Raw genomic sequence first — 17,901 nt, forward strand, 5'->3', positions numbered from 1 at the left:
AGGGGCCAGAAAAAACACCGCATAACTTTCCCGCAGGCATAAAAAAAGGCCACCCGAAGGCAGCCTTTAAAAACTAGAGAGGTTTTTACTTACACCGCCGCAACCGGACGCATGTAAGAGATCGGTGCAGTGCTGGCGTCTTCGAAAGTCACGACTTCCCAAGCATCTGGCTGCTCAATCAACTTGCGCAGCAGCTGGTTGTTCAATGCATGTCCGGACTTGAAGCCCTTGAACTCACCAATCAGGCTATTGCCCAGCAGGTAGAGGTCACCAATTGCATCGAGGATCTTGTGCTTCACGAATTCGTCTTCATAGCGAAGGCCGTCTTCGTTCAGTACACCATCCGCGTCGACCACAATAGCGTTTTCAACGCTGCCGCCGAGTGCGAGGTTGTGCTTGCGCAGGTACTCGATGTCACTCATGAAACCAAAGGTACGGGCGCGGCTGACTTCTTTTACGAACGAAGTGCTGGAAAAATCCACGCTTGCACTTTGTGTGCGGTTACGGAAAACCGGGTGATCGAAATCGATCTCGAAACTCACCTTGAAGCCTTCGAAAGGGACGAAAGTGGCGCGCTTGTCGCCGTCTTCCACTGTCACTTCCCGCAGGATCCGGATGAACTTCTTGGCTGCGTCCTGTTCTTCCAGGCCGGCCGATTGAATCAGGAAAACGAAAGGTCCAGCGCTACCATCCATGATCGGGACTTCGGACGCGGAGAGCTCGACGTAGGCGTTATCGATGCCCAGGCCGGCCATGGCCGAGAGCAAGTGCTCAACCGTGTCCACTTTCACGTCACCGTTGACCAGCGTCGTCGACATAGTTGTCTCGCCGACGTTGGCAGCACGAGCCGGGATCTCGACCACTGGATCGAGGTCGGCACGGCGAAAGACGATTCCGGTGTCGATCGGTGCAGGCTTGAGGGTCAGGTATACCTTCTCCCCGGAGTGCAGACCTACACCGGTGGCACGGATAATATTTTTCAGTGTGCGTTGTTTAATCATGGCTTGGGCCGCTTCAGCGCAAATTGCGAACTGGTATCAACAAAGGCTGGCGATGATAGCAGACCAGACCTTTGCTGAACACCAATCACCTTCATAGCCCTGATACATTCCATTAATCGGCCTGACGACGCAGGAAAGCCGGGATGTCCAGGTAGTCCAGATCATCTTGCGGATTCATCTTCGCGGCAGTCGCAGCACCGGCCTGAGCCTGGTTGCGCATGACGGTCGGACGGTCCAGGTCACGGTAGTTCACCGCTGGAGCTTCCTGACGAGCGGGAGCCGATTGTTGCGGTTGCGGCGCCATGGAAGTGTGAACGGTATTGTCGATGACCTTCACAGGCTTCTCGATTTTCGCGCCCAGACCAGTGGCAACGACTGTTACGTGCAGCTCGTCGCGCATGTCCGGATCGATAACGGTACCGACCTTGACCATCGCGTGCTCGGAAGCGAAGGCTTCGATGATGCTACCCACGTCGGAGTACTCACCCAGGGACAGGTCAGGACCGGCGGTGATGTTCACCAGAATGCCGCGTGCACCTTGCAGGTTCACGTCTTCCAGCAGCGGGTTGCGAATGGCCGCTTCGGTGGCTTCGCGTGCACGGTTCGGACCGCTGGCGCAGCCAGTGCCCATCATCGCCATGCCCATTTCGCTCATCACGGTACGGACGTCGGCGAAGTCGACGTTGATCATGCCCGGACGCTTGATGATGTCGGAGATACCGCGAACGGCACCGGCCAGTACATCGTCTGCCTTGGCGAACGCCGACAGCAGGCTGGCGTCTTTACCGAGGATGGTCAGCAGCTTCTCGTTGGGAATGGTGATCAACGAGTCGACGCTTTCCGACAGCAGGCGGATGCCTTCGTCGGCCAGTTGCATACGCTTGCGACCTTCGAACGGGAACGGACGGGTCACCACCGCAACGGTGAGGATCCCCATTTCCTTGGCCACTTCAGCAATGATCGGCGCAGCACCGGTACCGGTACCGCCGCCCATGCCGGTGGTGATGAACACCATGTTGGTGCCCTGCAGGACTTCGGCAATGCGCTCGCGATCTTCGAGAGCGGCCTGACGACCTACTTCAGGGTTGGCGCCGGCACCGAGACCTTTGGTCACGCTGGTGCCCAGTTGCAGGATGGTCCGCGCGCTGATGCTCTTCAGCGCCTGGGCATCAGTGTTGGCGCAGATGAATTCAACGCCTTCAATGTTGCTCTTGACCATGTGATTGACAGCGTTGCCGCCGCCTCCGCCAACACCGATAACCTTAATGACCGGGCTTGCGGGGATGTTGTCTACGAGTTCGAACATTTTCCCTCTCCTTTGATTCTCTAGTTTTTTCGCCTACTGCCTGTATCTACAACGGTGCTGCGGTAATTCTTCAGAAGTTGCCTTGTACCCAGCTCTTGATGCGATCGAGCAAGGCGGCTTTCGGTTCGTCATTGCTGTAGCTGTCGCGGCTGCTGATGCCCGAGAACGAAATCCCGTCGGACTGCTTCTGCAGGCCGTACATCAACAGGCCGACGCCGGTGGAATAAATCGGGTTGCGCACCACGTCGTCGAGACCCTTCACGCCATGCGGCACGCCCAGGCGGACCGGCATGTGGAAAATCTCTTCGGCCAGTTCGACCGCACCTTCCATCTTCGACGTACCACCGGTCAGCACGATGCCGGCCGGGATCAGGTCTTCGTAGCCACTGCGACGCAGTTCGGCCTGGATCAGCGTGAACAGCTCGTCGTAACGCGGCTCGACCACTTCGGCCAGGGCCTGGCGGGACAGCTCGCGCGGTGGACGGTCGCCAACGCTCGGGACCTTGATGGTTTCACCGGCACCGGCCAGCTTGGCCAGGGCACAGGCGTAGCGAATCTTGATTTCTTCGGCGTACTGGGTCGGGGTGCGCAACGCCATGGCGATGTCGTTGGTCACCTGATCGCCCGCAATCGGGATCACAGCGGTGTGACGGATCGCGCCTTCAGTGAAGATCGCGATGTCGGTGGTGCCACCGCCGATGTCCACCAGGCACACGCCCAGCTCTTTCTCGTCGTCGGTCAGTACCGAGTACGCGGACGCCAGTTGCTCGAGAATGATGTCGTCGATTTCCAGACCGCAGCGGCGCACGCACTTTTCAATGTTCTGTGCGGCGTTGACGGCGCAGGTGACCACGTGGACCTTGGCTTCCAGACGTACGCCGGACATGCCCAGAGGCTCACGTACGCCTTCCTGGTTATCGATCACGTAATCCTGCGGCAGGGTGTGCAGCACGCGCTGGTCAGCCGGGATCGCCACAGCCTGGGCAGCGTCGAGAACGCGCTCAAGGTCGGCGGAGCTGACTTCGCGATCACGAATCGCCACGATGCCGTGGGAGTTCAGGCTGCGGATGTGATTACCGGCCACACCGACGAACGCCGAGTGGATCCGGCAACCGGCCATCAGCTGCGCTTCTTCGATGGCGCGCTGGATCGATTGCACGGTGGACTCGATGTTCACCACCACGCCTTTTTTCAGGCCGCGGGACGGATGAGTGCCGATCCCGACGATTTCCAGCGTGCCGTCGTCCGAGACCTCGCCTACCAGCGCCACCACCTTGGAGGTGCCGATATCGAGACCGACGATCATTTTGCCGCTTTGCACGTTTGCCATGGGTCCTGCCTCTCTTAATTCTTCGCGACAGCGGGTTGGGCTGTCGTAGGCGCTACAGGTTCCCGCCAGCCAACAGCGAGGCCGTTGGCGTAGCGCAGATCGATGCGCGCAATGTTCGTAATCTGTTCTTTAAGCGTCTTGTCGTAGATGGCAATGAAGCGGCGCATCTTTTCCACCAGGTTGCCGCGGCCCAGCAGCAGTTCGATCCCCGGGCCCGAACTGCCGGCACCGGTGGTCAGGAACCAGCTGCCTCGTTCACGCAACTCCAGGCGTGCAATCGAGAAGCCCAACGGCCTGAGCATCTGGCTCAGCACCTGGTATTGCTGCATCACTTGCTGCTGAGCCCGTTGTGGGCCGAACAGCTGTGGCAAGTGTTCGTAGTTCGCCAGCTCACGCGGGGTGAACGCCTGACCCTGGTTGTTCAACAGCGATTCGTCGCCCCAACGGGCCACCGGCAGTTGTTCTTCCAGGCGGATCACCACTTGATCCGGCCACACCCGACGCACTTCGGCGTGGGCAATCCATGGCATCTGTTCCAGCTCGGTGCGCATGCTCGCCAGGTCGATAGTGAAGAAGCTCGACGCCACGTACGGGGCGATTCGCTGCTGCACCGCTTGCTGGCTGATGTAACTCAGGTCGCCCTGCACCGCGATCTTGGTGATTGGCCGGTCGGCGTACGGCAGCAAACGCTGTGCGCCTTCGTAAGTGCCAAACCCCAGTGCGACCAGCAGCACCGGCCAGAACAGGCTTTTCAGAAAACCAAAATTGGCTTTCGGCAGGCGCGCAGACATCGGCTCTTTGGCCACCATTCGGCTGGCACCCCGCGGCACCGGCTTGCGGCCGGGTGCTGGAGGGGGCTGATGTCTTAGCTGTGCGCCTTGCATGGTCTTACCCTCGAACCTCAACACTGGCGGCCAGGATCGCCAGGACCAATTGCTGGAAATCCAGACCGGCGGCACGGGCCGCCATCGGGACCAGACTGTGATCGGTCATGCCCGGTGCGGTGTTGACTTCCAGGAACCAGAACTGCCCGTCGGCGTCCTGCATCACGTCAGCCCTGCCCCAACCGGCGATACCCAGCGCCTCACAGGCTTTCGCCGTGAGGTCCATCAGTTCTTTTTCCTTGTTGCTGTCGAGGCCGCATGGGATCCGGTACTGGGTATCGGAGGCCACGTACTTGGCGTCGTAGTCGTAGAAACTGTGCGTCGTGCCCAGGGCAATCGGTGGCAACACCTGGTCACGCAGGGTGGCGATGGTGAACTCCGGACCTTGAATCCATTGCTCGACCAACACTTGCGAATCGTAGGTACTGGCCGCTTTCCACGCGTCGATCAACTCCGGCGCGGAAGTCACTTTGGCCATCCCGATACTTGAACCTTCATGGGCCGGTTTGACGATCAAAGGGAAGCCCAGTTCCGTCGCCGCCGAAATACAATCGGCCTCGGAACTCAGTACCGCGTGGCGTGGCGTCGGAATGCCGAGGCTGTGCCACACCTGCTTGGTCCGCAGCTTGTCCATGGCCAGCGCCGACGCCAGAATGCCGCTGCCGGTGTACGGAATGCCCAGGCATTCCAGCAGGCCTTGCATGCTGCCGTCTTCACCGCCACGACCGTGGAGAATGATGAACGCGCGGTCGATTTTCTCGTTGAGCAAACGCTGCAACAGGTCATCACCGACATCGAGACCGAACGCGTCCACACCGGCGCTTTGCAGCGCTGCGAGAACCGCGTTGCCCGACTTCAGGGAAACTTCACGCTCCGCACTCTTGCCGCCGAACAGCACGGCAACGCGGCCGAAGTCTTTCGGCGCGACAGTGGAGACGAGGTTGGCGTAAGCAGCAGTCATTTCAACTTCCCCACGCTTGGCGCGGCAACGGCGCCAGCGAACAACGGACTCTTCAACAGTTTCGGTGCGAGACCGCCGATATCACCGGCGCCCTGGCACAGCAGGATGTCGCCGGCACGCAGCAGCGGCTTGACGACAGGCGCGAGGTCGACACCGCGCTCGATGTAGATCGGGTCGAGCTGACCGCGCTGACGGATGCTGTTGCACAGCTTGCGGCTGTCGGCACCCGGGATCGGCTCTTCGCCGGCCGGATAGACTTCCATCAGCAACAGCACGTTGGCGTCGGCCAGTACATTGACGAAATCGTCGTACAGGTCGCGGGTGCGGCTGTAACGGTGCGGCTGGTAGACCATCACCAGGCGGCGCTCCGGCCAGCCACCACGCACGGCCTTGATCACGGCCGCGACTTCGGTCGGGTGGTGACCGTAGTCGTCGACCAGCATCACGCTGCCGTCTTCGACCGGCAGTTCGCCATAGACCTGGAAGCGTCGGCCGACACCCTGGAACCCGGACAGGCCCTGGACGATGGCTTCATCGCTGACGCCTTCGTCAGTGGCGATGCAGATGGTGGCCAGCGCGTTCAGCACGTTGTGGTTGCCCGGCATGTTCACCGAGACATCCAGCGGCTCGCGGTCAGGACGCAGCACGGTGAAGAAAGTCTGCATGCCCTGCTGACGCACATTGATCGCGCGCACATCGCAGTCATCGCCGAAGCCGTACGTGACGACCGGACGTTTGACCTGCGGCAGAATTTCACGCACCACCGGATCGTCCAGGCACACCACCGCCAGACCGTAGAACGGCAGGTTGTGCAGGAACTCGACGAAGGTTTTCTTCAGTTTGTTGAAGTCACCGTCGTAGGTCGCCATGTGGTCGGCGTCGATGTTGGTGACCACGGCCACCAGCGGCTGCAAGTGCAGGAAACTGGCGTCGCTTTCGTCGGCTTCGGCGATCAGGTAGCGGCTGGTGCCGAGCTGGGCATTGGTGCCCGCGGCATTCAGACGACCACCGATGACGAACGTCGGATCGAGGCCACCGGCCGCAAATACCGAAGCGATCAGGCTGGTGGTGGTGGTTTTGCCGTGGGTACCGGCGACGGCGATGCCGTGGCGATAGCGCATCAGCTCGGCCAGCATCTCGGCACGCGGCACCACCGGAATACGGCGTTCAAGCGCAGTGGCGACTTCCGGGTTGGAGGTGTTCACCGCGCTCGATACCACCAGCACGTCGGCGGCAGCGGCGTTCTCGGCACGGTGGCCGATAAAAATCTGGGCGCCGAAAGATTCGAGACGCTCGGTGACCGGCGAAGCTTTCAGGTCGGAACCGGACACTTCATAGCCCAGGTTCAGCAACACTTCGGCGATCCCGCACATGCCCACGCCGCCGATACCGACGAAGTGGATGCGACGGATGCGGCGCATTTCCGGGTGCGGCATGGCTTTCTGATTCTCAACCATGGGCCACCTCCAGGCAGGTATCGACCACGTTACGGGTCGCATCGGGTTTGGCCAGGCGGCGTGCCGCAGTGGCCATGTCGGTGAGTCGTTGTGGTTGCATCAAGACCTCTGTCAGGCGTGCGGCAAGATCCGCTGCGCCAGTCGTTCTTTGCGGCATCAGGAAGGCAGCGCCTTCACGGGCCAAATAATCGGCGTTGCGGGTCTGGTGATCGTCGATCGCGTGGGGCAAAGGCACCAGCATCGAGGGCAGACCGGCGGCAGCCAGTTCACTGATGGTCAGCGCGCCTGCGCGGCACACCACCAGGTCGGCCCAGCCATAGGCGTGGGCCATGTCTTTGATGAAAGGCTGCACTTGCGCCTCGACGCCAGCCGCGCGATAGCGCTCTGCAGTCACTTCATCGTGGTTTTTCCCAGCCTGATGGAACACGTCCGGGCGCAGGTCGGGGGCGACGTGCGACAGGGCTTCAGGCAGTAATTTGTTCAACGGTTCTGCGCCCAGGCTTCCGCCGAGGATCAGCAAACGCGCCTTGCGACCGGCCAGGGCAGGTCGCGGTGTGTCGAGGAACAGCTCGGTGCGCACCGGGTTACCGGTGGTCCGTCGGCTGTCCGACAGGGTAAAGGTGTCGGGGAACGCTTCACAGACTCGGGCGGCCAACGGCACCAGCAACCGATTGGCGGTACCGGCCACGGCGTTCTGTTCGTGAACGATCACCGGCACGCCGGCCAGTTTGGCTGCAACGCCGCCGGGACCGGTCACATAACCACCAAAACCGACCACGCACACCGGCCGCAACTGGCGAATGATCGCCCGCGCCTGCCAGACGGATTTGAGCAACATCAACGGCGCCTTGAGCAGGGACAACTTGCCCTTGCCGCGCAGACCGCTGGCGTTGATCCGGTGCAGCTCGATGCCGGCCATCGGCACCAGGTCATTTTCGATGCCACGCGGCGTGCCAAGCCAATGCACGGTGTAACCGCGGGCCTGGAACTCGCGAGCGCAAGCCAGTGCCGGGAACACGTGTCCGCCGGTGCCGCCTGCCATGATCAATACGTTAGCGCCCATGGGTCGGCTCCTCGGCGAAGTCGCTCTCATGGAACTCCATCTCCTCACTGCCCAGGTGGGTTCGACTCTCCCACTCAATGCGCAGCAACAAGCCGAGACAGGCACAGCAGATCACCAACGAACTGCCGCCATAACTGAGGAACGGCAAGGTCAGGCCTTTGGTTGGCAGCAGGCCGACGTTCACCCCGATATTGATCAGGAACTGACCAATCCACAGGAACGACAGACCGTATGCGATATAGGCAGCGAAGAACTGCTTGGCCTTCTCGGCCCAATAACCGATGTACATGCCGCGAATACAGACAAAGACGAACAGCGCCACGGTGCACAGGGAACCCACGGCACCCAGCTCTTCGGCCAGAACCGAGAACACGAAGTCGGTGTGGGCTTCCGGCAGGTAGAACTGTTTCTGCACGCTGTTGCCCAGGCCTACGCCCAGCCACTCGCCGCGACCGAACGCGATCAATGCTTGCGACAACTGATAACCGGCGCCGAACTGGTCGGCCCACGGGTCGGCAAAGTTGGTCAGACGCGCCATCCGGTATGGCTGCACCTGAATCAACAACACCACCGCCGCAACCGCCAGGACCACCATCAACGAGAACCGGAACAGCCCGACCCCGCCAAGGAACAGCATCGCCGCAGCCGCCCCCATCATCACGACAGTGGCACCGAAGTCCGGCTCCATCAGCAACAGGCCCGCCATCGGCAGCAGCACGATGAACGGCTTGAAGAAACCCATCCAGCTTTCACGCACTTCTTTCTGGCGACGCACCAGATAACCGGCGAGGTAGATCACCACGAACACCTTGGCAATCTCGGAAGGCTGAACGTTGAAGAAACTGAAACCGATCCAGCGCATCGAACCGTTCACTTCACGGCCGATCCCCGGAATGATCACCATCACCAGCAAGCCGAACGCACCGATCAGCATCAGCCAGCCCAGGCGTTGCCAGGTGGCGATCGGAATCATCATGGTAACGATGCAGGCAGACAGGCCCAGCACCACGTAGATCAAGTGGCGAGTCATGTAGTACAGGGCACTGCCCGACTGCACGGCGCCCACTTCGGTCGAAGCCGAGGCGATCATGACCAGTCCGAGGCCGAGCAAGGCCAGGCAACCGGCGAGCATCGGAAAATCGAGATCGATGCCGCGCCCGGTGATGAGCGGCGAAGGAAACGGCTTGATGATGTTGAGCAGGCTCATGCCAGATCCTCCACTGCCTGGACGAACTGGTGACCACGGTCTTCATAATTCTTGAACATGTCGAAGCTGGCGCAGGCCGGCGACAACAACACCACGTCGCCCGGTTGCGCAGCGGCGCGGCATTGCTCCACCGCTTCGACCAGCGAAGCAGCGCGGATCAGCGGCACGGCGTCGCCAATGGCCTCACCGATCTTGTCGGAGTCGCGGCCCATCAGTATCACGGCGCGGCAGTTGGCCGCCACCGGATCACGCAGATCATTGAACTCGGCACCCTTGCCGTCGCCACCGGCGATCAGCACGACCTTGCCGTCGATGTCCGCGCCCAGGCCTTCGATGGCGGCCAGTGCGGCGCCGACGTTGGTGGCTTTGGAATCGTTGTAGTAGCTCACGCCGTCCAGGTCACGAACCCACTGGCAGCGATGTTCGAGACCGGCGAACGTGCGCAGGCTCGACAGCATGGCGTCGAACGGCAGGCCGACCGCGTGGCCCAGGGCCAGCGCCGCCAAGGCATTCGACTGATTGTGGGCGCCGCGAATTTTCAGCTCGCGCACCGGCATCAGGTTCTGGAATTCGAAGGCGAGGTATTTCTCGCCGTCTTCTTCGCGGATACCAAACGCCTTGAAATCGGGTTTGCTCAAACCGAAGGTCCAGCAGGGCTGACCTTCGCCCATCAACGGACGGCTCAGGGCGTCCTGACGGTTGACCACGAACTGCTTGGCGCCACGGAAAATCCGGTGCTTGGCCAGGTGATAGGCTGGCAGGCCGCTGTAGCGGTCCATGTGGTCTTCGCTGACGTTGAGCACGGTTGCCACTTCGGCGTTGAGCTGGTCGGTGGTTTCGAGCTGGAAGCTCGACAGTTCCATCACGTACAACTCGATGTCATCGCGAAGCAGGTCCAGCGCCGGCGTGCCGAGGTTGCCGCCGACAGCGACGCGCTTGCCGGCCGCAGCCGCCATCTCGCCCACCAGCGTGGTCACGGTGCTTTTCGCATTGGAGCCGCTGATGGCGACAATCGGCGCCTTCGCGTTACGCGCGAACAGCTCGATGTCGCCGGACAGCTTCACGCCACGAGCGGCGGCCGCCTGCAGGGCCGGGGTCGCCAGCGCCAGGCCGGGGCTCACATAGAGCTCATCGGCGCGGCACAGGAATTCGACGTCCAGCTCGCCACAACGCACTTCCACGTGCGGATAGTCACGCTTGAGCGTGGCCAGTTCCGGTGGATTTTCCCGCGTATCGGCCACGGCAAACGACGTGCCCCGGTTCGCCAGGAAGCGAACCAGGGACATGCCGCTCTTGCCGAGGCCGACAACGATGCGGAAGTGGTCAGAAGCGATCAGAGACACGAGTTTCTACCTCAGCTTCAGGGTGGCAAGGCCGACCAGCACGAGAATCACGGTGATGATCCAGAAACGGACGATCACACGCGGCTCGGGCCAGCCCTTGAGTTCAAAGTGGTGGTGAATCGGCGCCATGCGGAACACACGGCGACCGGTCAGTTTGAAGGAGGCAACCTGAATGACGACTGACAGGGTCTCCATCACGAACACGCCGCCCATGATGAACAGGACGATTTCCTGACGGACGATCACCGCGATGGTGCCCAGGGCCGCGCCCAGCGCCAGCGCGCCGACGTCGCCCATGAAGACTTGTGCCGGGTAGGTGTTGAACCAGAGGAAGCCGAGGCCCGCACCGATCAACGCACCGCAGAACACGATCAGTTCACCGGCGCCGGGTACGTACGGGATCAGCAGGTATTCGGCGAATTTCACGTTACCCGACAGGTAGCAGAAGATCCCCAGGCCACCACCGACCATCACGGTCGGCATGATCGCCAGGCCGTCGAGGCCGTCGGTCAGGTTGACCGCGTTGCTCGAACCGACGATCACGAAGTAAGTCAGCACGATGAAACCTGCGCCCAGCGGAATGCTGTAGTCCTTGAGCATTGGCAGGATCAGGGTGGTTTCGACCGGCGTCGCGGCGGTCATATAGAGGAAGATCGCCGCGCCGAGGCCAAACACCGACTGCCAGAAATACTTCCAGCGGCTCGGCAGGCCTTTGGAGTTTTTCTCGATGACCTTGCGATAGTCATCGACCCAGCCGATGGCACCGAACAGCAACGTCACCAGCAACACGGTCCACACATAGCGGTTGCTCAGATCAGCCCAGAGCAAGGTGCTGACGCCGATGGACGACAGGATCAGCGCGCCACCCATGGTCGGGGTGCCGGATTTGGACAGGTGCGATTGCGGGCCGTCGTTACGAACGGATTGACCGATCTGACGGTTCTGCAACGTGCGGATCATCCACGGGCCATAGCACAGCGACAAAACCAGCGCGGTCAGCACACCGAGAATCCCGCGCAGGGTCAGGTACTGAAAGACCGCGAAGCCTTTGTAGAACTGTTGCAGATACTCCGCTAGCAGCAGCAGCATTAATGTTTCTCCAGACTGGACCCGCACAAAGCGGCGACGATGTTTTCCATCGCAGCGCTGCGCGAGCCCTTGATCAAAATGGTGGTGTTTGTGTCTTGCTCGGCGCCGAGGGCCTTGATCAGTTCAGCCTGAGTGGTGAAGTGATAAGCCTGCTCGCCAAAAGCGTTTACGGCGTGAGTCATCAACGGCCCGACCGCGTAAAGCGCTGAAACCTTGCCACGGGCATACTCGCCCACGTCGCGGTGCCCCTGCTCCGCCCAGTCGCCCAACTCGCCGATATCCCCGAGCACCAGAACGGTGCGGCCGGAAAAGCCGGCGAGTATATCAACGGCCGCGCACATCGAGGTGGGGTTCGCGTTGTAAGTGTCATCGATCACGCGCATGCCATTGCTGGCCAGTTGCGCGACGGTACGGCCCTTGACCGGCTGCACCGCGCCGAGGCCGGCGGCGATGCCGGACAGCGACACGCCCAAGGCGTGCGCGGCAGCGGCGGCGGCCATGGCATTGGCGACGTTATGAGTGCCGAGCAGGTTCAGTTGAACGCGCTCCACACCGCCAGGACTGTGCAGATTAAACGCCGGGCAACCGCGCGCATCGCGGTCCAGATCGCTGGCATAGAAGTCGGCGCTGACGTTGCTCAGGGCAAAGGTCAGCACTTTGCGACCGGCGGCGCGGGTCTTCCAGATGTCGAAGGCCTTGTCGTCAAGATTGAGCACGGCGATGCCATCGGCCGCCAGCCCTTCAATAATCTCGCCCTTGGCTTCCACGATTTTTTCCGGCCCGCCGAACTCGCCAACGTGGGCGGTCCCGGCATTGTTGAGCACGGCCACGTGGGGCTTGGTCATGCCAACGGTGTAGGCAATTTCGCCGAGCCGCGAAGCACCCAACTCAATCACGGCGGCGGTATGTTCCGGCGCGAGCTCAAGCAAGGTCAGCGGCACGCCGAGGTCATTGTTCAGGTTGCCACGGGTCGCCAACACCGGACCGCGTGTGCGCAGGATGCTCGCAAGCATTTCCTTGACCGTGGTCTTGCCGCTGGAGCCGGTGATGGCGGCGACTGGGTGAGTAAACGCAGCACGGTTCATCGCCCCCAGTTGCCCCAGGGCCTGACGGGCGTCCTTGACCAGCAATTGCGGCAGCCCACTGTCGGGCACTTCGCGCTCGACCAGGGCAGCCACCGCGCCTTTGTTCGCCACGTCGTTCAGATAGTCATGGCCGTCGAAACGCGGGCCGGTCAAGGCAATAAACAGTTGGCCCGGCTTGATCGCACGGCTGTCGATGCTGACGCCATCGAACGTGGCATCGGCGATGATCATGCGGCCATTCAGCGCGCCGGTCAGTTCGCTCAGTTTCAAGTGTTTAAGCATGAGCCACCTCCCACGCGGTCAGTGCGCGATCAGCCTCGACCAGATCAGAGAAGTCATGACGCTGGCCGTTGATTTCCTGATAGTCCTCGTGACCTTTACCGGCCAGGACAATCACGTCATCCACCGAAGCACCGGCGATCAATTGCGCAATGGCCTGACCACGACCGGCGACGAACGTGACGTTATCCACGTTGGTGAAACCGGCGCGGATGTCATCGAAAATTACTGCAGGGTCTTCGGTGCGCGGATTGTCATCGGTGACCAGCACGCCGTCAGCAAGACGCTCGACCACTTCAGCCATCAGCGGGCGCTTGCCGCGATCGCGATCACCGCCGCAGCCGAACAGGCACAGCAAGCGACCTTTGGCGTGCGGACGCAGGGCCATCAATACTTTTTCCAGCGCATCCGGGGTGTGGGCGTAATCGACCACCACCAGCGGCTGATTACCGCCGCCCAGGCGCTGCATGCGGCCGGCCGGGCCTTCGAGTTTCGGCAGGACCTTGAGGATTTCGTCCAGCGCGTAGTCGAGACCGAGCAAGGCCCCGACCGCAGCCAGTACGTTGCTCAGGTTGAAGCGACCGAGCAAGGTGCTGCGCAGATGATGCTCGCCTTGCGGCGTGACCAACGTGGCGCGCACGCCTTCGTCATCGAACTGCGCTTCGCGGCAAAACAGGTAGGCGCTGCTGTCGAGCAAGCTATAGGTGATCAAGCGCGACTCGCGTTTTTCCGCCGCCAGTTGCCGGCCGAAATCGTCGTCGAGGTTCACCACCCGGCATTTCAGATCGCTCCAGTCGAACAGCTTGGCCTTGGCTTCGCCGTAGGCCTGCATGGTGCCGTGGTAATCCAGATGATCGCGGGACAGATTGGTCATCACCGCCACATCAAACGCCAATGCCGTTACGCGCCCCTGATCCAGACCATGGGAAGACACTTCCATGGCCACGGCTTTGGCGCCGGCCTTTTTCAGGTCGGCGAGGGTCGCTTGCACGGCGATCGGGTTCGGCGTGGTGTGCAGGCCGCTTTCCAGCGCGCCGTAGAAACCAGTGCCCAGTGTGCCGACAATGCCGCAATGCTGGCCGAGCAAATCCAGTGCTTGCGCCACCAATTGGGTCACGCTGGTTTTGCCGTTGGTGCCGGTCACGCCGACCAGGTTCAGGTGGCGGCTCGGTTCACCGTAGAAACGCCCGGCGATATCGGACAGCTGCGCCGCCAGGCCTTTGACCGGAATCAGTGGCACGTCGGTGATCGGCAGCACGGTTGCGCCTTCGACTTCATACGCCACGGCTGCAGCACCGCGCTGCAAGGCGTCGGCAATGTGCGCACGACCGTCGAACTTGCCGCCAGGAACGGCAAGAAACAGATCGCCAGCCCGCACATTGCGGCTGTCCAGTGTCAGTTCGCGGATCAACAGATCGCGGCCAGCGTGGGCGAAAATCTTGTTCAGGCTCAGAGACATCAGCCGCGCCCTCCATTGGCTTTCAGCGGAACAACCGGTGTTGCGTTGGCTTGTTGCACCGGCGGCAGGTTGTCCGGCGTGACGTTCATCAGGCGCAGGGTCCCGGACATCACTTTGCTGAACACCGGCGCCGACACCAGGCCACCGAAATAGCCGGCTTTGGTCGGTTCATCGATCACCACCACGATGGCGTATCGCGGATCGCTCATCGGGCCGAAGCCTGCGAACAGCGAGCGGTAGGAATTCTCGGCATAGCCTTTGGTGCCAACCGACGTTTTACGCGCCGTACCGGACTTGCCGCCGACGTGATACGCCGGCACTTGCGCACGGAATACACCGCGCGGTGCTTCGATCACTTGTTGCAGCATGGTTTGCATGGTCTTGGCGACAGCTTCCGGCAGCACTTGCGTGGTTTGCGGCGCCTTGTCGGTCTTGATCAGGGTCAGTGGCGCGAGGCGACCGTTGTTGGCCAGGGCCGAGAAGGCGTGGACCAACTGGATCGCGGTCACGGAAATACCGTAGCCATAGGACAGCGTGGCAGTTTCAGCCTTGCGCCATTCGCGGTAGTTCGGCAGGTTGCCCACGCGCTCGCCCGGGAAGCCGAGGCCGGTGTCCTGGCCGAGGCCGACTTTCTGGGCCAGGCGGAAAATGGTTTCGCCGCCGATATCGAACGCGACCTTGCTCATGCCGACGTTACTGGAGTTGATCAGAATGCCGGTCAGGTCGAGTACCGGGCCTTCAGTCTTGGATACGTCCTTGATGGTGTACTTGCCAATCTGCAGGCTGCCCGGGTACACCTCGACGGTGTCGGTCGGTTTCCAGCGGCCGGTTTCGATCGCGGCACTCATGGAGATCGCTTTCATGGTCGAACCCGGTTCGAACACGTCGATCATTGCGCGGTTACGCATCATCGCCGGTTGCAGGTTGCGACGGTTGTTCGGGTTGTAGGTCGGCTGGTTGACCATGGCGAGGATCTCGCCGGTCTTCACGTCCATGATCACCAGGCTGCCGGCTTTCGCGCCGTTCTCGATGATCGCGTTGCGCAGTTCGCGGTTGGCCAGGTATTGCAGACGCAGGTCAATGGACAACGCCAAGGGCTTACCGGCCTTGGCGTTTTTGGTCACCTGAACATCTTTGATAAGTCGACCGCGCCGGTCCTTGATGACCTGCCGCTTGCCAGGGACACCGGCGAGCCATTCGTCATAGGCCAGCTCGACACCTTCACGACCGTGGTCATCAATGTCGGTAAAGCCGACCATATGAGCAGTCACTTCACCGGCCGGGTAGAAACGGCGGAATTCTTCGATGCCGTAGACGCCCGGCACTTTCAGGTCGAGCACGGACTGGCCTTGCTCAGGCGTCAGCCCGCGCACCAGATAGATAAATTCTTTATTAGCCTGCGCTTCGAGACGTTCGGCGAGGGCTTTCGGATCCTGACCCAACGCGGCCGCCAATGCTGGCCACTTCTCTTTGGCCGTTTGCATTTCCTTGGCGTTGGCCCACAGCGTGGTGACCGGAGTACTGACAGCCAAAGGCTCGCCGTTACGGTCGGTGATCAGACCACGGTGAGCCGGAATCGGAATATGACGAACGCTGCGCGCGTCGCCCTGCCCTTTGAGGAAGGCACGGTCGACCACTTGCAGGTCAATGATGCGCCAGCAAATTGCCGCGACCATGACGCCGAGCAAACCCACCACCAGGCGAAACCGCCATGGAAAGAGTGCGCCTTCGAGTTTCATCATGGCGCCACCATCTGCACGTCAGCGGCGCCAGGAATGTGCATCTTCAGTTGCTCGGTGGCCAGGACTTCGATGCGGCTGTGCGCAGTCCAGGTGCTCTGCTCGAGAATCAACCGGCCCCATTCCGCCTGCGCCTTGTCGCGCACGCTCAACTCGTTGTAAAGCGAGTTCAACAGCTGACGGTTCCAGTGGGCGCTGTACGACACGCCGATGGCCGACACGAGCACGCCAACAAACAGCAGCAGCATGAAAAAGCTTCCGCCGGGAAGTGGCTTGGCGAAAAGCTTGCTCACCGCAGCTTCTCCGCCACGCGCATGACGGCGCTACGGGAACGTGGGTTGGCTTTGAGTTCGGCCTCGGAGGCGGACTGCGCTTTGCCATGGATTTTGATTTTCGGTTCGAACGCGACGTGACGGACCGGCAGGTTGCGCGGCAGGTTGTCGGCTTCGCCTTTCACCAGTTTGCGCATGAACAGTTTGACGATGCGGTCTTCCAGCGAGTGAAAACTGATGACCACCAGGCGGCCACCGATTTCCAGGGACTCCAGCGCAGCTTCAAGGCCGGCTTCCAGATCGCCCAGTTCGTTGTTGACGTGAATACGCAGGCCCTGGAATGCACGGGTCGCAGGGTTCTTGCCCTTTTCCCATGCCGGGTTGGCGACTTTCAGGACTTCAGCCAGATCGCCGGTGCGTTCGAACGGCTTGATGTCGCGACGCTCGGCCACGGCACGGGCCATGCGCCCGGAGAAACGTTCTTCGCCATATTCCTTGAACACCCGGGCGATTTCTTCCACCGGCGCGGTGTTGACGAACTCGGCAGCGCTGATCCCGCGGGACGGGTCCATGCGCATGTCCAGCGGGCCATCATTGAGGAAACTGAAACCGCGCTCAGGGTCGTCGAGCTGTGGCGAAGACACGCCCAGGTCAAGCAGAACGCCGCTGACCTTGCCGGCCAGACCGCGTTCGGCGACTTCCGAACCGAGCTCGGCAAAGCTGCGCTGCACAACGACAAAGCGGCCGTCTTCGGCCGCTAGCGTCTGCCCGGTGGCAATCGCTTGAGGATCCTTGTCGAATCCCAGCAACCGACCCTCGGGACCAAGCTGGCTGAGGATCAACCGGCTGTGTCCGCCGCGCCCGAACGTGCCGTCCAGATAGCAGCCATCAGGACGTACGGCGAGAGCCTCGACGGCTTCGTCAAGCAGTACGGTGATGTGGTTAAAGCCGCTATCAATAGTCACAGGATCAAATCACGCAGTTCATCAGGCATGGCGCCCGGTTGTTGAATAGCAGCCAGGTCAGCGGCAGAAACCGCATCCCAGGCATCCTCGTCCCACAATTGGAACTTGTTCAGTTGGCCTACCAGCATCGCGCGCTTATCCAGCCGGGCATATTCACGAAGACGCGGCGGAACCAGGAAACGACCACTGCCATCGAGCTCGAGGTCGACGGCATTACCAATCAGTAAACGTTGCAGGCGGCGGTTCTCTTCGCGAAGCGAAGGCAGTGCGCGCAGTTTGGTTTCAATAATTTCCCACTCATCGAGGGGGTAAACACACAAACACGGATCAACGGCATCAATTGTGACGATTAACTGACCGGAACTACGCGAAACGAGCTCGTCACGGTACCGGCTCGGCATGGCGAGACGGCCCTTTGCGTCGAGACTGATAGCGTTAGCTCCGCGAAACACGTCAGCGTT

The 17,901-nt window shown here is 61.3% G+C and carries 16 protein-coding genes; all 16 read right to left on the bottom strand.

What is annotated here, in order from left to right; all coding sequences use genetic code 11:
• Window positions 1–89: 89 nt before the first annotated feature.
• The 16 genes from lpxC to mraZ all read right to left on the bottom strand — a co-directional run bounded on the left by lpxC (window position 90) and on the right by mraZ (window position 17,892).
• On the bottom strand, window positions 90–1,001 hold the full coding sequence (gene lpxC / locus ACM6IO_RS22455) for a UDP-3-O-acyl-N-acetylglucosamine deacetylase (RefSeq protein WP_008025989.1): 912 nt from the start codon (window positions 999–1,001) through the stop codon (window positions 90–92).
• A 112-nt stretch (window positions 1,002–1,113) separates the two neighbouring features.
• Window positions 1,114–2,307 carry a cell division protein FtsZ gene (ftsZ, locus tag ACM6IO_RS22460; RefSeq protein WP_008025988.1) on the bottom strand — a complete coding sequence of 398 codons (1,194 nt, stop codon included), beginning with the start codon at window positions 2,305–2,307 and terminating at the stop codon, window positions 1,114–1,116.
• A 70-nt stretch (window positions 2,308–2,377) separates the two neighbouring features.
• Window positions 2,378–3,637 carry a cell division protein FtsA gene (gene ftsA, locus ACM6IO_RS22465; RefSeq protein ID WP_008025987.1) on the bottom strand — a complete coding sequence of 420 codons (1,260 nt, stop codon included), beginning with the start codon at window positions 3,635–3,637 and terminating at the stop codon, window positions 2,378–2,380.
• 14 nt (window positions 3,638–3,651) lie between these two features.
• Window positions 3,652–4,521 (bottom strand): cell division protein FtsQ/DivIB, encoded by an 870-nt coding sequence (locus tag ACM6IO_RS22470; RefSeq protein ID WP_008025986.1) that lies wholly within the window; start codon window positions 4,519–4,521, stop codon window positions 3,652–3,654.
• A 4-nt stretch (window positions 4,522–4,525) separates the two neighbouring features.
• Window positions 4,526–5,482: a D-alanine--D-alanine ligase gene (locus ACM6IO_RS22475; RefSeq protein ID WP_008025985.1), complete on the bottom strand. Its 957-nt coding sequence runs from the start codon at window positions 5,480–5,482 to the stop codon at window positions 4,526–4,528.
• Entirely contained in the window at window positions 5,479–6,939 is a 1,461-nt protein-coding gene (gene murC, locus ACM6IO_RS22480; RefSeq protein WP_008037298.1) for a UDP-N-acetylmuramate--L-alanine ligase, read from the bottom strand. The genes ACM6IO_RS22475 and murC overlap by 4 nt, the downstream gene beginning before the upstream one ends.
• Window positions 6,932–8,002, bottom strand: coding sequence for an undecaprenyldiphospho-muramoylpentapeptide beta-N-acetylglucosaminyltransferase (gene murG / locus ACM6IO_RS22485; protein ID WP_008037296.1), 1,071 nt, complete (start codon window positions 8,000–8,002; stop codon window positions 6,932–6,934). The genes murC and murG overlap by 8 nt, the downstream gene beginning before the upstream one ends.
• Window positions 7,992–9,209, bottom strand: coding sequence for a putative lipid II flippase FtsW (gene ftsW, locus ACM6IO_RS22490; protein ID WP_008037295.1), 1,218 nt, complete (start codon window positions 9,207–9,209; stop codon window positions 7,992–7,994). The genes murG and ftsW overlap by 11 nt, the downstream gene beginning before the upstream one ends.
• Window positions 9,206–10,552 (bottom strand): UDP-N-acetylmuramoyl-L-alanine--D-glutamate ligase, encoded by a 1,347-nt coding sequence (gene murD / locus ACM6IO_RS22495; protein ID WP_414912257.1) that lies wholly within the window; start codon window positions 10,550–10,552, stop codon window positions 9,206–9,208. Before murD ends, ftsW begins: the two co-directional genes overlap by 4 nt.
• 6 nt (window positions 10,553–10,558) lie before the next feature.
• The gene (mraY, locus tag ACM6IO_RS22500) at window positions 10,559–11,641 is read right to left on the bottom strand and encodes a phospho-N-acetylmuramoyl-pentapeptide-transferase (protein ID WP_008037292.1); all 1,083 of its coding nucleotides are present in this window, start codon (window positions 11,639–11,641) and stop codon (window positions 10,559–10,561) included.
• Window positions 11,641–13,008 carry a UDP-N-acetylmuramoyl-tripeptide--D-alanyl-D-alanine ligase gene (locus tag ACM6IO_RS22505; protein ID WP_414912258.1) on the bottom strand — a complete coding sequence of 456 codons (1,368 nt, stop codon included), beginning with the start codon at window positions 13,006–13,008 and terminating at the stop codon, window positions 11,641–11,643. Before ACM6IO_RS22505 ends, mraY begins: the two co-directional genes overlap by 1 nt.
• On the bottom strand, window positions 13,001–14,464 hold the full coding sequence (locus ACM6IO_RS22510) for a UDP-N-acetylmuramoyl-L-alanyl-D-glutamate--2,6-diaminopimelate ligase (protein ID WP_414912259.1): 1,464 nt from the start codon (window positions 14,462–14,464) through the stop codon (window positions 13,001–13,003). Before ACM6IO_RS22510 ends, ACM6IO_RS22505 begins: the two co-directional genes overlap by 8 nt.
• The gene (locus tag ACM6IO_RS22515; protein WP_177318160.1) at window positions 14,464–16,203 is read right to left on the bottom strand and encodes a peptidoglycan D,D-transpeptidase FtsI family protein; all 1,740 of its coding nucleotides are present in this window, start codon (window positions 16,201–16,203) and stop codon (window positions 14,464–14,466) included. Before ACM6IO_RS22515 ends, ACM6IO_RS22510 begins: the two co-directional genes overlap by 1 nt.
• On the bottom strand, window positions 16,203–16,496 hold the full coding sequence (gene ftsL, locus ACM6IO_RS22520; RefSeq protein ID WP_032828607.1) for a cell division protein FtsL: 294 nt from the start codon (window positions 16,494–16,496) through the stop codon (window positions 16,203–16,205). The genes ACM6IO_RS22515 and ftsL overlap by 1 nt, the downstream gene beginning before the upstream one ends.
• Window positions 16,493–17,440, bottom strand: coding sequence for a 16S rRNA (cytosine(1402)-N(4))-methyltransferase RsmH (gene rsmH / locus ACM6IO_RS22525; protein ID WP_008037287.1), 948 nt, complete (start codon window positions 17,438–17,440; stop codon window positions 16,493–16,495). Before rsmH ends, ftsL begins: the two co-directional genes overlap by 4 nt.
• Window positions 17,437–17,892, bottom strand: coding sequence for a division/cell wall cluster transcriptional repressor MraZ (gene mraZ / locus ACM6IO_RS22530; protein WP_008025967.1), 456 nt, complete (start codon window positions 17,890–17,892; stop codon window positions 17,437–17,439). The genes rsmH and mraZ overlap by 4 nt, the downstream gene beginning before the upstream one ends.
• Window positions 17,893–17,901: the final 9 nt, after the last annotated feature.

Source organism: Pseudomonas sp. IT-P44 (assembly GCF_949768225.1).
In the GTDB taxonomy this organism is placed as follows: domain Bacteria; phylum Pseudomonadota; class Gammaproteobacteria; order Pseudomonadales; family Pseudomonadaceae; genus Aquipseudomonas; species Aquipseudomonas migulae.

Bases quoted from the DNA above. Each gene is read 5' to 3' on its own strand.
- lpxC (WP_008025989.1), bottom strand. From the start codon at position 1,001: ATGATTAAACAACGCACACTGAAAAATATTATCCGTGCCACCGGTGTA.
- ftsZ (WP_008025988.1), bottom strand. From the start codon at position 2,307: ATGTTCGAACTCGTAGACAACATCCCCGCAAGCCCGGTCATTAAGGTT.
- ftsA (WP_008025987.1), bottom strand. From the start codon at position 3,637: ATGGCAAACGTGCAAAGCGGCAAAATGATCGTCGGTCTCGATATCGGC.
- ACM6IO_RS22470 (WP_008025986.1), bottom strand. From the start codon at position 4,521: ATGCAAGGCGCACAGCTAAGACATCAGCCCCCTCCAGCACCCGGCCGC.
- ACM6IO_RS22475 (WP_008025985.1), bottom strand. From the start codon at position 5,482: ATGACTGCTGCTTACGCCAACCTCGTCTCCACTGTCGCGCCGAAAGAC.
- murC (WP_008037298.1), bottom strand. From the start codon at position 6,939: ATGGTTGAGAATCAGAAAGCCATGCCGCACCCGGAAATGCGCCGCATC.
- murG (WP_008037296.1), bottom strand. From the start codon at position 8,002: ATGGGCGCTAACGTATTGATCATGGCAGGCGGCACCGGCGGACACGTG.
- ftsW (WP_008037295.1), bottom strand. From the start codon at position 9,209: ATGAGCCTGCTCAACATCATCAAGCCGTTTCCTTCGCCGCTCATCACC.
- mraY (WP_008037292.1), bottom strand. From the start codon at position 11,641: ATGCTGCTGCTGCTAGCGGAGTATCTGCAACAGTTCTACAAAGGCTTC.
- ACM6IO_RS22505 (WP_414912258.1), bottom strand. From the start codon at position 13,008: ATGCTTAAACACTTGAAACTGAGCGAACTGACCGGCGCGCTGAATGGC.
- ACM6IO_RS22510 (WP_414912259.1), bottom strand. From the start codon at position 14,464: ATGTCTCTGAGCCTGAACAAGATTTTCGCCCACGCTGGCCGCGATCTG.
- ACM6IO_RS22515 (WP_177318160.1), bottom strand. From the start codon at position 16,203: ATGAAACTCGAAGGCGCACTCTTTCCATGGCGGTTTCGCCTGGTGGTG.